The organism is uncultured Campylobacter sp. (genome assembly GCF_938045405.1).
Lineage (GTDB): Bacteria > Campylobacterota > Campylobacteria > Campylobacterales > Campylobacteraceae > Campylobacter_B.
The window spans coordinates 1-13,649 of record NZ_CALIMW010000244.1 but is presented as its reverse complement, the minus strand read 5'-3'; the positions used below and the strand labels follow the sequence as shown (position 1 = coordinate 13,649).

The window sequence follows — 13,649 nt, the reverse complement described above, 5'->3', positions numbered from 1 at the left end:
GATCTACACGATTTATAATATCATATTTCTTAATATCCTCTTTAGAAATATATTCCGCAACAAACGCCATTCTCTACTCCTTAAAATTTAATTCTCGGATTATACTACGATATATTTATATTCGCGTATGCGCTAATATATAATGTATTTTAAAATTTAAAACTGCTTTGATCTACTCAATTTTAAGGTCTTTTGCCGCTCTAAATTTTAAAATTCCAAGTCCGCAAAGGACGGGTAAAATTCTAAATTTCAAAGCCCCCCGCACTGCGCTAAATTTTAAAATTTCAAACAGGCAAAGGCGAGATAAAATTCTATCTCCTCCAAGTTTTATAAAATTTTAAAATTATGCATCGATGCTCCAAGCTAAATTTTAAAATTTCAGACTTACGGAAGCGGATAGATTTCAAAATTCCAAGCCCGCGAAGGACGAGTAAAATTATAAAATTCTAAAATTCCGCTCTACTTCGTTTTCTTTGTGCTGTCTTTGATAGTCGTTGCGTTAGCGTCTATGTAGCCCATCTGGGCAAGCTTTTCGTAGATTTGCATTATCACTGGTCCTGCCGCGCTTCCACCGCCGCCTCCGTGTTCTACTAGCACGGTTACGGCGTATTGCGGCTTGTCATACGGCCCGAAGCTCGTCATCCAAGCGTGAGAGCGGTGGAAGTAGTCCATATCGGCCTCTTTCATTCGCTTTTTGGCGGTCTGAGAGATACCCACGACCTGCGCGGTGCCAGTCTTGACCGCTAGAGGCACGACTGCGGTATGGATGAGCTTGTAGGCAGTGCCTCCGTCGGGGTTGTTGCCGACCTCATACATACCGCGTCGCACGAGGGGCAGCTGCGCCTTTTCCTTCGGCGTGAAAAGCTCGGTAGGGGCAAATTCCACCGGTTTACCGTCGATGCTTTTTAAAAAATGCGGCGTGATAGCCTTGCCCGAGGCGATCTGCGCGGTGTTTTTCGCCACCTGCATAGGGGTTACGAGCACGTCGCCTTGACCGATCGAGGCATTGACCGTCTCACCCTGATACCACGCGCGCTTAAATTTCTGCATTTTCCATGCTTTATTAGGCATCGTGCCTACAAACTCATTGGGCAGATCGACGCCTGTTTTGCTACCAAACCCCAGACGCTGCAGATACGCGGACATATAGTCGATCCCCACTAACAGCGAGCCTTCATAAAAATACACGTCGCAGCTGCCTTTAATCGCCTCTACTAGGCTCACGCGGCCGTGACCCCAGCTCTTCCAGCAGCGAAATTTACGCCCCCCTAGCTCTATCGCGCCGCTGCAAAACACGCTCCAGTTCTCGTTGATCTTGCCGCTGTTTAAAAAGCTCATCCCCACAGCCATTTTAATTACGGAGCCCGGCGGATAGAGGCCGTTTACGAGCTTATTCGTAAAAGGATGGCGCGGATCTTTTATCAGCTCGTCCCACTGCGTCTGCGAAATTCCGCCTACGAAGGTGTTCAGATCGTACTCGGGGAAGCTGCCCGCCGCGATGATGGCGCCGTCGCGCAGATCCATCACGATCGCTACGCCGTCTTTATCTTTAAAAATTTCCTCGAGGTATTTTTGCAGCTCAAGATCGATGGTAAGGGAGATTTCGCTGCTGCTGGGCTCTTGCATCGAGATCTCCTCTACGACCTGATTTAGCGCCGTAACCTTCGTCTTGCGCTCGCCCTTGCTGCCCTGCAAAAGCTCGTTATAATACCCCTCGACGCCGCTTCTGCCGTTGTATCCGGTAAGTGCGCTTAGGGGGTTACTTTGGATATCCTTTTTATTGGCGCGGCCTACGTAGCCGATGATATGCGAAGCAAGCGCGCCGTAAGGGTAGAAGCGCTGCGAAGCGGGCGAAATTTTAATATTTTCGTGCAGGCTCAAGCTCGCGAAATGCTGTATCGTGGCGTTGTAGTCCAAAAACGGCACGACTTCGATAAAATCTTGATTGTAAGCGGAATTTGCGTCCTTGTAGCTCTTGCTCATCGCAGTGACGTTGAGATCTTTGAAGTAGCGCGAGATATTATTCAGCTCGCTTTGCAGCGCGGCGTCTTTTAGATGCGGCGCGATGGATAGCGAAAAGCCGAGATTGTTTATCGCGAGCGGGCGGCCTTTGGCGTCTAAAATTTGACCGCGCACCGGCGGGATGTATTCGGTAGAGATGACGTTGTTTTTAGCGACCTGCTCGTAGAATTCGTTCGATTTGATCGAAAGATAATAAATTCTCACCAAAAGCATGCTAAAAAATAGTATCACGAAAGCAAATACGAACTTCAGCCTCATACCAGCCGCCCCTTAAAAAAGAGCAGAGCGAGCAAAATTTCAATCACGATGTAATTTAAATACTCGCCGCTTAGAGGCAGGTACTCGCTCTTTTTGATCGCAGAGATCGCGTTGCTCACCACAAAGACCAAAACATAGCTGATCATCACGTAAAAGCAGATCAAAAAATTTCTAAATTTAATATATTTAAATGAGTTTTCATAGACCACGAAATAAAATATACAATACGCGATAGCCACGCTAAATAGGTTAAATCCGTGGATCTGCTCGGCGCAAAACAGATAAAAAATAGAGAAAAACCAGGTAAAGCCGAACTTTTTAAATTTCACGTCATTTTCGTATTTTTGTACCACCATCGCTGTGAAAAAAAATCCGATCAGCGGCGGCAGCCCCCTATACACCGCACTTAGAAGCAGGTAGAAAAGAACCCCCGCGCTAAAAAGCGTGTCCGCTATAAGGTATAGATAAGTGCGATTTCGTTGCATACCGGAAACTTTTTGCATTTAATACAATCGGCCCAAATTTTTTGCGCGGGCAGCTCGTCCTTTGGGATTTCGGTAAACCCCAGCCGCTCGAAAAATTCCTTTTGATAGGTGAGCGTAAATACGCTTTTTAGCCCGTAAAATCTCGCCTCGTCTAGCAGCTCATTTACGATAGCTCTGGCAATGCCCCGCCTGCGAAACTGCGGAGCAACGATGAGCGAGCGCACCTCGGCAAGATCTGCGTTAAAAATTTTAAGCGAAGCAAAGCCCGCTAAAATTTCGGCTTCTTTTAGACACTGCGATTCGTGGGGCTGCGAATATTCGGTCTGAGAAACGCTTGCTTCTTGCGAATATTCGCTCCGTAAAATTTGCTCTTTGCCCGCTTGCGCGCGGCTCGCTCCGGATACGGCTTGCGTTTCGCTTTGCGGCGTAGCTCGTTGCAGCGTAAAATTACCCGCGGCATCTTCGGCGGAATTTTCAGAAGTAATTTCGGCAAAATTTGCGGCGGAGCTTTGGATTAAATTTAAATCGACATTGAGTGCTAAATTTAAATCGGAATTTTCCTTGGAATTAAAACTCGTATCCGCCTTAGAATCGCAGCTAAACGCCAGCACGTATGAGCGGATATTAGCAGCGATCTCATCGCTTTCAAGCGGCAAGATCACGCCGTTTTGAACCTCCTCTTTTACGAGCTCCTGCATACGCGAAATGTCGCAAAGGCGCGCCTTTTTTAGCCGTATCATCTAAAATTTTCCCTAATCTTTGCGCGATCTTGGTGGCGCATTTTATATCCTATAAATTTAATTATTTTGAAATTCTGCGCCGCAAAATTTAACGTATTTAAATTTAGAAATTTCATAATCCAAACGCCCCGCGTACGATGATTTCGCGTGCTTTTTGCAGCCCGCTACCTTTTAGCGTAGAGACTAAAATCGCCTTCGGATCGTGCCTCAAAAGCTTTGCGCGCTCGCTTTGGTTGAGCTTGTCAGCTTTGGTGTAGAGCCTCACGACCTTTTGATCGCCGCGCAGAAAACTAGCGAGATAGTTTTGCAAATTTTTATCTATCGCAAGATCAAACTGCCTCGCGTCGATGAGATGGACGAAAAGCTTGATATTTAGGCGCTCTTTGATAAATTCGTCGAGATTTTTTTGCCAGATATAATGCAGTTTTTTTGAAACCTTAGCGTATCCGAACCCAGGCAGATCCACGAAGATCAAAGAGATATTTTCACCCAAGCTTGCAAGATCCGAAAAGGCGGGGTTGCCCGCTAAGCTTAGCGCGGATCTGTCGCTCAAATTTAATTCGGAGTTTTGCGCGGAATTCGCCGCGAGACCTGCCGCAATATCTGCGTCGCGATCCGATCTAAAATCCGCCGAGGCGCTTTTTAAATTTAAAACGAAATCTTGCTTTAAATTTCGCTCAGACGCCGTAGCCTCCGCGTGATCTTGCGCGCAATTTGCAGCCGAGCTTAAAGCCTCTTTACTTGCTAGATCAAGCGGCGTTTCATTTTGCGAGCTGTCCGCGCTTGCGGCAAGCTTTTGTTTAAATTTAACTTCGAAAAAATTTATCAGCTGCGTTTTGCCCGGCGTCGAACTTGATTTGGCTAGATTTTTGCGCCCGGTAAGCGCGTTTATAAGGCTGCTTTTGCCGACGTTGGAACGCCCCAAAAACGCCACTTCGCTCATCGCAAACTCGGGCGCACCCGTGATATTTGCGGCGGAGGTGATAAACTGTGCGCTGCTAGGATAGATCATTTGTTTTGATCTTCGACCTGAAAGATCAGACGCACGGGCTTTTTCTCGCCGCCGCCGCTTTTTACTTCGTAGGTGCCCTTTTGGCGATTTACGATGATCTTATCGCCGTAAACCTCCTTTTTGGTCTCGGCTTCGTGCAGATAGGCGTTGTTTTCAAGCGTGTAAGCCTCGATGGTCGGATCGTAGGTCAGCACGCCGCCCTTGCCGTCGTAATGCTTTTGATTGAGCAAAATTTTAAAATTTGCATTTCCCGTCGCGACGTATTTGGTAGGCTGGCGCTTGGCGTCGAAGTAGATCGTCACTTTATCGGAATTTAGCGTATCATAAGCGCCCTTTTTGATACGGACGTTGCCCGTCAGCACGCTGATCTGCTTGATCTCGTCGGCAAAAAAATTATCCGCCGTGACCTCGACCTGCTCCTGCGCGGCGCTAAGAGTAGTCGCGCTAAAGCTAGTAATTAGCGCGGCTGAAAGTATTAGTTTGTGGAGTTTTGATCTTTTATTAAATACCATGCGTGGATTCCTTTTGAATTTGTTTGTTTGGTTTTAGTATCGTAGCTGATGCTTGCGCCCGTAATGCGGTCGCCGCCTTGGCGCAGCACGTACGGCACGTCAGAGCGGACGATCTTGCTGCTCGTATCGTAGATGATCTCCTGCGCCGTGTAATCAAAGCCTCTGCTATTTACGTAATGCGCGTCGCCGTTAAATTTTATCAGCTCGCCGGCGCGCGTCGCGGTCTTTGAAACCAAAGTGTGATTTAGATCCGCGCTAATCTCCTCGGCTTTAAAATTTACAAACTCGTCGCGATCCTTATAGCGAGTGCCGCTATCTGCGGTAAATTTAGCATCTACGCGCTCGCCGATCTGATAATCGACGATCTTTTTCATCTCCATATTCGCAATGCTTAGATCCTGCCTAAACATATCGCTAAAATACGGCGTCTGCACGCTTAAAAACACCATCGCGACGCAAAAGATCGCAATCGCGACGTAGAAAATTTTTATCACCATCGCTCGGCTCCTTTTGATCTGCGCGGAATTTCGCCTCTCGCAGGCATTCTCACGCGCGCTTGCGAAACTACAGCCATTTGCTATTCCACTCTTCGCGCATGCCGTTTTTATCGACGAGCATTTCGATCATCTCGCGCACCGCGCCGCAGCCGCCGTTTTTGCTTAGCATGATGTCCGCTTTTAGCGAGCTTAGCGCATCGGCGGGCTTGAAGCTGATCGCGACCGCATTTAAAAGCTTCGCATCATTTATATCATCGCCGATCGCAGCGGCCTCATCGAAGCTTAGGTTAAAATTTTTTAAAATTTGCTCCGCCCTTGAGAGCTTGTCTTTTTCGCCTTGAAAGAGCGTATCGATCTTTAGCTCGCGCGCGCGGTTTGCGACGATTTGCGAGCTTTTGCCGGTGATGATCGCGACCTTTAGCCCCAGCCGCTGCCATTCCTGGATGCCGAACCCGTCTTTTACGTTAAATTTCTTCATCTCTTCGCCGCCGTTTGAATGGTACAGCCCGCCGTCGCTAAGGCAACCGTCTACGTCTAAAAATATGATCTTTATCACTTCGTTTTCCGTTTTTTGAAATTTTGTGATTTTAACGAAATTTGGCTGAATTTTTGGCAAACGCCGTATAAATTTAAGCTGCGATCTTAGCCCTTAATCGGCACGTAGCCGCTATTTTCGATGATACTTTGCCCCTGCGGCGAAAGGATCCAATCTATCAAGATGCGGATATTTTCGTTTTTGTTATTTTCGTCGTAAACCGCGTAAATTTCGGCTACGAGCGGGTATTTACGGCTAGCGATATTTTCTTTATTCGGATACGCGCCGTTTAGGCTAAGCATCTTAACGCCGCCGCTTTGCACGATCCCCTCGACGTAGTATCGAAACGAAAAGCCGATCGCACTGCCGAAAAAGCCCGTGATCTTGCGCTTAGGCTGCGTCTCGCCCATAAATTTTAAAAACGCGCTCTGGCTGCCGCTGCCCGCGTTTCGCTGCACGGCATCTATTCGCATGCGCTCGCCGCCGAGCTGCGACCAGTCACTATATTGCCCCGAATAAATTCCTCGCACCTGATCCACGCTTAAGCTTGAAACTTTGTTATTCGCATTTACGATAAAGACGAACGCCTCCAGCCCGATCGGCACGAAGCGTAAGTTTGCGCCCTTTTCTCGCGCGTAATCAAGCTGCTGCTTTGAAGGGGCAGCGACAAAGATCAGATCCGCCTCGCCGTCGCTTATGGCCTTGTATGCGCCGCGAGTGTTGCTAAATTTAAGCCTGCTAGCATTCGTGAAATTTTGCCCGTCAAATTCTACGCTTTGCTTAGGATAGTTTGCCGCGACGAATGCCGAAAATACGGGATATAAAGCCGCTGCGCCGTCGATTATCGGCAGATCGCCGCTAAGTTTTAAGCCGGAGCTGGCGCGCACGATCTGCGAGCCCTGCTCAAACGGCAGAAATTTATGCAGCTCGATCGATTTAGCCTGCATCGTGACGCTGCTTTGATTTACGTATCGCTTCACGACGAGGCGGTAAAACGCAAAATCGAAAGCCGCAAAGCCAAGCAGCAGCAAAATGGCGATAATTGTACGCTTCATCTTAGTTTCCGTTTGCGATATAGGAGATGATCGAGCATTTGCTCTGCAGATACAGCGCCGCTGCGGTTAGCGCGCAAACGCTGATCGCCCACGCCGTAATTATTACTGCGATCGTTTTTTGAAAAATTTCATCGCTCATTTTATGCCTCACATATGCGCAAGCGCGCGGTCAAGTAGCCATAAAAAGCCGGCTAAGACCACCGAAAAAATTATGAATAAAAACGTGGAAAGGATCAGGATATTTCTAATCTTTCTGCGGCGCTCGGGCGCGCTTTTAGCAGATTTAATAAATTTTATTAAATACACGATTAGAAAAATAAACGAAATTATCGGCAGCGCGATCAAAACCGAGATCGAGATAAATAGATCCGGCAGCCACTCAAAATATACCAGCGGAGTAAGGGTGCATAAAAACGCAATCGTCGAAATGATTAGAAATTTTCTATCTCTTTTATGGCGCTCCGGCTCGTCTTTTGATCTGATAAATTTAATCAAACACACGATTAGCCAAACAAAGCAGATCAAAAATAGTACATTTAAAATCTCCATAAGAGACTCGAAATTATTCATCTTTTACCTTTAAATTTTAATATGCAAAGCGGCATTTTAGCGCTCCGACGGTGTGAAATTTCATATAGCATATTCGCGGCTCGCGCGGCGGGCGCAAATGCACCGCCAGCGTAAGCAATCTTAATAAAGCGGCGCGCTTTGCTGGGGCAAGGGCTAAATTTTGCAAATTTCAAGCGGCGGCGAGAGTAAAATTTCAAACGCCGATAAAATTACAAAACCGCGAATTGCTAATGTTGCTAAATTTGGCGCGCATTTGCCGCTATAAAACGCCCTTGGTGCTAGGCACGCCGGCGCGCTCGTTGATACTTATCGCACGACGGAATGCGACGGCAAACGCCTTAAACGCGGCCTCTGCGACGTGATGTAGATTTTCGCCGCGGATCTGGCTTAGATGCAGCGTTAAATTTGCGTTGAAAGCCAGAGCGCGGAAAAATTCCTCCACGAGCTCGGCATCGAATTCGCCGATCTTACCGTGCTTCAGGCTCGGGCAATCAAATACCAAAAACGCGCGGTTGGAAAAATCAAGCGCGGCGCTTACGGCGGCTTCGTCCATCACGACGGCGCTATCGCCGAAGCGCTCGATGTTTTGCGCGGGATAGATCGCCTCTTTGATCGCGCTTCCCAGCACGATGCCGCAGTCCTCGACGCTGTGGTGAAAATCGACCTGCAAATCGCCCTCACAGAGCAAGTTCAGATCGATCCACGCGTGCTTGGCAAATGCGCTAAGCATATGATCGAAAAAACCGATGCCCGTTTGTATCTGTGCCGCGCTGCGCCCGTAAAGCTCCAGCTCAAGCTCGATTTTAGTCTCTTTCGTAGCCCTATTTTTGCTTATCATCGCGCAATCCTTAAAACTAAATTTTGTTTGAAATCTATCTAAATTTCACTAAATTTCGGTTAAAATCTCAGCCAGCTTTTCGGAATTTACGCTGCCGATCTGGCGCAGGTTCGCAATCTCGGCGCCCTCTTTAAAAAACAGAATCGTAGGCGGGCCGAATACGTTAAAATGCGCTTTTATCGCCCTATTTTGCTCGCTATCTTCGCTAAGATCGATCTTTAAAAGGCTAAATTTATCAAGAGCGCCCGCAAGAGCGGGATCTGCGAACGCTCGCTCGCTCTGCTCGCAATTTTTACACCAGCTAGCCCAAAAATCCACTATCACGGGCTTTTTGGAATTTTCTATTTCGCCGCGCAGCTGCGTCAGATCGCGCACAAATGAAAAATGCGCGCCGCTTAAATTTTTAGCGCGAGAAATTTCGCCGGCTTGCAAGCTCTCGCCGCCGGGGCCGCCGCTGGAATATCTCGTGCTTTGCGGGATCAAATTACCAAGCGGCCTGGAAAAATCTTTCGCGCCGCTGGCAAAGCCCGCGAGCAGCAGCGCCGAATATAGCGCGATTATAAGAGCCAAAGCGCGCTTTATCCCGCCCGCGCCGCCGTCAAACAGCCCCAAAAATCCTGCGAAGATCGCGCCTAAAACCGCGTAAATCAGCAGGCTTAAATTTTCGCCGATGAGCGTGCGCGAAATCCACACCGCCGTAAAAAGCAGCAAAAAGCCGAAAATTTTAGGCACCGCCTCCATCCAAGCTCCGGGTCTAGGCAGTGCGCCACCGAGCCCCACCACAAGCAGTAGCGCGCCGCTTCCGAGCCCCAGCGCAAAAAGAGCCGCCGCGCCCAACAAAACATCGCCGCTGCCCGCGATATAAACGAGCGCGCCCGCAAGCGGAGCAGAGATGCACGGCGATACGACGAGCGCCGAGATAAGCCCCATCGAAAAAACTCCGATCAGGCCGCCAGCATTTTCGCTTTTGCTATTTAAGAAGCTTTGAAAGCGCGCAGGCAGGCGGATCTCGTAAAATCCGAACATCGAAAGCGCGAGCGCGGCGAATATGAGCGAGGTTAGGATCAGTGCGGGCGGAGTTTGCAGCAGGCCCTGTAAATTTTGCCCGAAAACCGCCACGAAAGCCCCTAAAATCGCATACGAGCTCGCCATCCCGAAAATATACGCGAGGCTTACGGCGAGGCTTTTTTTCGCGCTCGGCTTCGAGGAAGTTTTCGCCACGATGATCGACGAGAGGATCGGGATGAGCGGATAGACGCAAGGGCTTAGCGAGAGCAGCACGCCGTAGCCGAAAAACAGCGCGATCGCCGCAATGAAGCTCTTGCCGCCGAGAACATTTAAAATTTTATCCTGCTCGGAGATGGAATTTGCGCCGCGAGAAGTTTTTTGCGCGGAGGTTTCGTCGGAATTTACTGCAGCGCTTTCCGCCGAGCTTGCCGCGGAATTTTCCGCCGCGTGCGAGTTTGCCTCAGAATTTGCCGCGGCGCCCGAAGCTGCGGTATTACTTTCAAAATTTAAATTCCCGCTCTGTGCGCTGTACGCGTCAGAAATATGCGCGGAATTTGCGCCTTTTCGATATTTTTTCAGCTCGGAGTTTGAAATTTTACCGATCTCATAGCCCTCCGCCGCGCGCTTGAAGCTAAAGCCGAACTGCTGCGGCTGGTAGCAAAAGCCCGACTTCGTGCAGCCCAAAAAATCGCCGTTAAGTACGAAATCATCGCTGTCTGCGGCATTTGCAAGCACGAGGCCCAAAGGCACGGCGATGCTAAATTTGCCCTCGTAAATTTTATAATCCTTGTATTCGGTCGCGGCGGGCAGATTTATTAAATTTGTCACCTCCGCGCCGCCAATGAAAATTTTTATCTCGTTTTGATAGAGATAGACCCCGTCCGCGATATCAAAGCTTAGCGTTACGCTATCGCTTTGCGCCGCCACGTTAAGCTTGAACGCATCGGAGGGTTTCAGGGGCTCGGCGCCTAAACCTAAAAGAAAAAGCGCTGCCAAAATAAGTGATCTGATCAAATTTTATCCTTTGAAATTTTTTCCTACATTCTAACGTAATAAGTATGAATTTATAGTGTAATATAAAGAACTTTTTTGTAAAATTCCTTAAAATTTTTAGGAGGCGATATGAGCAAAGAGATCAAAACCGAAACAGGCGAAATAGCGCTGAAAGAGATAGAATTTAAAAGCTCAAAGTATGAAAAAATCTCGTTCAAAGACTACGAAACGCTGCTTGAGAGATACCAGATCGAGCTTTTGAAGCTGCAAAAATTCGTAAAAGAAAAAGGCTTAAAAATTTTGATTTTGATGGAGGGGCGCGACGCGGCGGGCAAAGGCGGCACGATCAAGCGTTTAACCGAGCACCTAAACCCGCGCGGATGCCGCATCGTAGCGCTCGAAAAGCCGAGCAATGTCGAAAAGACGCAGTGGTACTTCCAGCGATACGTCGCGCACCTACCTAGCGGCGGCGAGATCACGATCTTTGACCGCAGCTGGTACAACCGCGCGATGGTCGAGCCGGTGATGGGCTTTTGCACTCACGCCGAGCACAAAGATTTCCTGCGCCAAGTGCCTAAATTTGAGGAGCTTTTGGTAAGTGCAGGGATAATCTTGTTTAAATTTTACTTTTCGGTCTCCAAAGAGGAGCAAAAAAGGCGCTTCGAATCGCGCCGCACCGACCCGCTGAAGCAATACAAACTCTCGCCGGTAGATGCGAGATCGCAGGAGCTGTGGAATCAATACACGCTCGCAAAATACTCGATGCTGCTCGCTTCAAATACCGAGTTTGCGCCGTGGACGATCCTTGATAGCAACGACAAAAAGATCGCGCGGCTAAACGCCTTCCGCTGCATACTCTCGCGCATAGACTATCCCGAAAAAATCGATGCGAAGGAGCTTGCAGTGGATCCAAACCTCGTGCGAAACGGCACCAGGGAGATAGTGCTAATGGAGGATAGCCAAAAAAGCGAGGCTTGGCGCAAGCTGGAAAGCCCCTCTCGCAAGAACAAGAAGGATAAGAAAAAGGGTTAAATCTTGCCAATGAAGATTACTTGCTAGGAAGGCTTGCTAGGAATTTATTTCCTAATATATAGAAACGCATTAAATTCTATGATTGTGCACCTCAAGACCCTTCGGAATTCTATCCAATGGGATGGAATTCTACACAACGCCACAGGCTACGTGATGAAAGTATATCACGTTTCAATTCCTAGTGGAATAGAAAATTCTACTTCGTCGCTCGCTTTTCTCTGCGGCTGTCGTCCATAGTTTCAATTCCCAACGGGAATTGAAATGCGAAACTCACATATCCCGCATTCACCGCCTTTCCGTAGAATTCTATTCCATTAGGAATTGAAACGCTCTTTGCGTCGGCATATATGGCTCGGCATAGGGTAAAATTCCATCTTGTTTGTAATAGCTGCCAGAATCGATCAAAAAAATCAAATCCCAAAAGCTTCGATATTAAAATTTCATATATCCCGGTTTAAAAATTTAATGTGCCGTTCTATAAGATGCCTGTTTGCGTGGGCCGGTTCATCTTTACGGCATAATATGCAAAATTTTATAAAATTTTATGTTTATTTTATGCAGTATTCTGTATAATTCACACGGATAAACGAAGTGTTTTGCTATTTTTACTTATGAATGACACGATTTTTATTCATTTTATACGATTTTATGTATAATTAACGAATAAATTTGTATAATTTTCATATGTTAGAAACGAGCGATATATTCAACATTTTGCACAATGCCGTCGAAGCCAAAAACAACGGCAAAAAGATCTCGCACGCCGCGATGGCGCAGAGGTTAGGCGTGTCGATGCGGACGTATCAGGACTGGCGCTTGGGCACGACCAAGCCGCAGGCCGCGACCGCGATATGCCAGATGTTGTGCGAGCTCGATAGCGACGACGCTGCGTTTGTGCTGCATAAGATAAAAAAACTTATAGGAGAGTAGAGTGCAAAACATTACTTTGCAAGAAAAGCTGGATCTACAGGGCGTCTTTCGCGTGATTTATGAGAAAAAAGAGTCGAAATTCGCGATCTTTTACAAGGCGCTTTTGAAGAAATTTTTTAAAAATTTTAAAAAATAATTGGCGGAGGCATTTATTTATTATACTTTATGTGGCAAAGGCGGTAGTATCCATTAAATTTAGATGATTTTTCATTTTTATGACGACCACGCCGATATTCTTTGTTTTGCACTTTCAGAGGATGCTAGCAAATTCTGCTTTATAAAAATTTTTCCATCTTTCTGCCTCTTTGGCATCATCTAATTTAATTTTAAATTCTATACTTTGGCTCATGATCTTAAATTTGTAGCGTAAATTTAATTGAAATTAATGCGAAATTCTTACTTTAACTTAGCTTTTAAGATCCCTAGCGTGCATTTTTACAAATATTTTGAATTTGCTATTAAATGAGTTGCATTTAAATCTATTTATATTGTGGTAAATATATAGTTCGTTAAAATTTTAATTTGAGAGTAACTCCAAAATTTCATTCGTAACTCATAAATTTAATATATTTGGTGGCAAATTGAAACCGAATGAATTTCGCATAAGTGCCCCATGCTGTATCATATCCCAGCCACAACTAATCTTTTTAAATTTTTCTATCAAGATGAGAATTCTACACATTTCCGCCGCGAAAGTCGTATCGCGTAAATCCGTTTTGATTTCAGCAAGATGAATCCTACCGCCTACGCAAATCATGCAATAAGCCCATTTAGGCGTTTCAATTCCCAAAGGATAGAATTATTCGACATTCCTGCGGGACGCTATAAAATGCAGTGGCAGAAGTTTTAATTCCCAACGAGATGGAATTCTACAGATACTAGGTCATGCTAGCCTAGATATGACGATGTTTCAATTCTCAACGGGATGGAATTCTACTTGTAGATACATACGGCAAGGTGCTAATGGATACGCTGTTTCAACTCTCAACGGGATGGAATTCTACTGTCGCTTAGCGGGATCGAGCTAAGCGCGCTTAGTGGTTTCAATTCCCAACGGGATGGAATTCTACGATGGGGGTGTATAGCGAGCTGGAGCGCGAGCGAAGTTTCAATTCCCAACGGGATGGAATTCTACGATTGCAAGATTGAGGGTTATTCTCCG

16 protein-coding genes and 1 CRISPR repeat array are annotated in these 13,649 nt (G+C 46.9%); of the genes, 4 read left to right on the top strand and 12 right to left on the bottom strand.

Features of this window, described 5'->3' with window-relative positions; all coding sequences use genetic code 11:
- Positions 1-459: 459 nt before the first annotated feature.
- From mrdA to dsbD, 12 genes are all read right to left on the bottom strand, one after another.
- Positions 460-2,280, bottom strand: a complete 1,821-nt coding sequence (gene mrdA / locus Q0140_RS10125) for a penicillin-binding protein 2 (RefSeq protein ID WP_297964242.1) — start codon at positions 2,278-2,280, stop codon at positions 460-462.
- Positions 2,277-2,765 carry a hypothetical protein gene (locus Q0140_RS10120; RefSeq protein ID WP_297880117.1) on the bottom strand — a complete coding sequence of 163 codons (489 nt, stop codon included), beginning with the start codon at positions 2,763-2,765 and terminating at the stop codon, positions 2,277-2,279. The genes mrdA and Q0140_RS10120 overlap by 4 nt, the downstream gene beginning before the upstream one ends.
- Positions 2,732-3,505 (bottom strand): GNAT family N-acetyltransferase, encoded by a 774-nt coding sequence (locus Q0140_RS10115; RefSeq protein ID WP_366112871.1) that lies wholly within the window; start codon positions 3,503-3,505, stop codon positions 2,732-2,734. The genes Q0140_RS10120 and Q0140_RS10115 overlap by 34 nt, the downstream gene beginning before the upstream one ends.
- Before the next feature lie 112 nt (positions 3,506-3,617).
- A complete protein-coding gene (locus tag Q0140_RS10105) occupies positions 3,618-4,517 on the bottom strand; it encodes a GTP-binding protein (protein WP_297964240.1) in 900 nt (299 codons plus the stop codon).
- Positions 4,514-5,029 carry a lipopolysaccharide transport periplasmic protein LptA gene (gene lptA, locus Q0140_RS10100; protein ID WP_297905477.1) on the bottom strand — a complete coding sequence of 172 codons (516 nt, stop codon included), beginning with the start codon at positions 5,027-5,029 and terminating at the stop codon, positions 4,514-4,516. The genes Q0140_RS10105 and lptA overlap by 4 nt, the downstream gene beginning before the upstream one ends.
- On the bottom strand, positions 4,993-5,526 hold the full coding sequence (lptC, locus tag Q0140_RS10095) for an LPS export ABC transporter periplasmic protein LptC (RefSeq protein WP_291937575.1): 534 nt from the start codon (positions 5,524-5,526) through the stop codon (positions 4,993-4,995). Before lptC ends, lptA begins: the two co-directional genes overlap by 37 nt.
- A gap of 67 nt (positions 5,527-5,593) precedes the next feature.
- On the bottom strand, positions 5,594-6,082 hold the full coding sequence (locus Q0140_RS10090; RefSeq protein WP_297964238.1) for an HAD-IIIA family hydrolase: 489 nt from the start codon (positions 6,080-6,082) through the stop codon (positions 5,594-5,596).
- A gap of 86 nt (positions 6,083-6,168) precedes the next feature.
- A complete protein-coding gene (locus Q0140_RS10085; protein WP_297964237.1) occupies positions 6,169-7,116 on the bottom strand; it encodes a substrate-binding domain-containing protein in 948 nt (315 codons plus the stop codon).
- A gap of 1 nt (position 7,117) precedes the next feature.
- The gene (locus tag Q0140_RS10080; RefSeq protein WP_297896117.1) at positions 7,118-7,255 is read right to left on the bottom strand and encodes a hypothetical protein; all 138 of its coding nucleotides are present in this window, start codon (positions 7,253-7,255) and stop codon (positions 7,118-7,120) included.
- A gap of 8 nt (positions 7,256-7,263) precedes the next feature.
- Positions 7,264-7,686 carry a hypothetical protein gene (locus Q0140_RS10075; protein WP_297964235.1) on the bottom strand — a complete coding sequence of 141 codons (423 nt, stop codon included), beginning with the start codon at positions 7,684-7,686 and terminating at the stop codon, positions 7,264-7,266.
- 259 nt (positions 7,687-7,945) lie between these two features.
- Entirely contained in the window at positions 7,946-8,524 is a 579-nt protein-coding gene (hisB, locus tag Q0140_RS10070) for an imidazoleglycerol-phosphate dehydratase HisB (protein ID WP_297964233.1), read from the bottom strand.
- Between the two features lie 48 nt (positions 8,525-8,572).
- Entirely contained in the window at positions 8,573-10,546 is a 1,974-nt protein-coding gene (gene dsbD / locus Q0140_RS10065; RefSeq protein ID WP_297964231.1) for a protein-disulfide reductase DsbD, read from the bottom strand.
- 108 nt (positions 10,547-10,654) lie between these two features.
- On the opposite strand from dsbD, the gene ppk2 reads away from it, so the two are divergent.
- From ppk2 to Q0140_RS10045, 4 genes are all read left to right on the top strand, one after another.
- Complete coding sequence (gene ppk2 / locus Q0140_RS10060; protein ID WP_297881392.1) at positions 10,655-11,557, top strand: polyphosphate kinase 2; 903 nt, start codon at positions 10,655-10,657, stop codon at positions 11,555-11,557.
- Between the two features lie 33 nt (positions 11,558-11,590).
- Positions 11,591-11,794, top strand: a complete 204-nt coding sequence (locus tag Q0140_RS10055) for a hypothetical protein (RefSeq protein WP_297964229.1) — start codon at positions 11,591-11,593, stop codon at positions 11,792-11,794.
- Between the two features lie 447 nt (positions 11,795-12,241).
- Complete coding sequence (locus tag Q0140_RS10050) at positions 12,242-12,487, top strand: helix-turn-helix transcriptional regulator (protein ID WP_040303199.1); 246 nt, start codon at positions 12,242-12,244, stop codon at positions 12,485-12,487.
- A 1-nt stretch (position 12,488) separates the two neighbouring features.
- A complete protein-coding gene (locus tag Q0140_RS10045) occupies positions 12,489-12,623 on the top strand; it encodes a hypothetical protein (RefSeq protein WP_005869088.1) in 135 nt (44 codons plus the stop codon).
- Positions 12,624-13,330: 707 nt separating this feature from the next.
- Positions 13,331-13,622: direct repeats of the CRISPR family, unit length 19 nt; unit sequence CAACGGGATGGAATTCTAC.
- Positions 13,623-13,649: the final 27 nt, after the last annotated feature.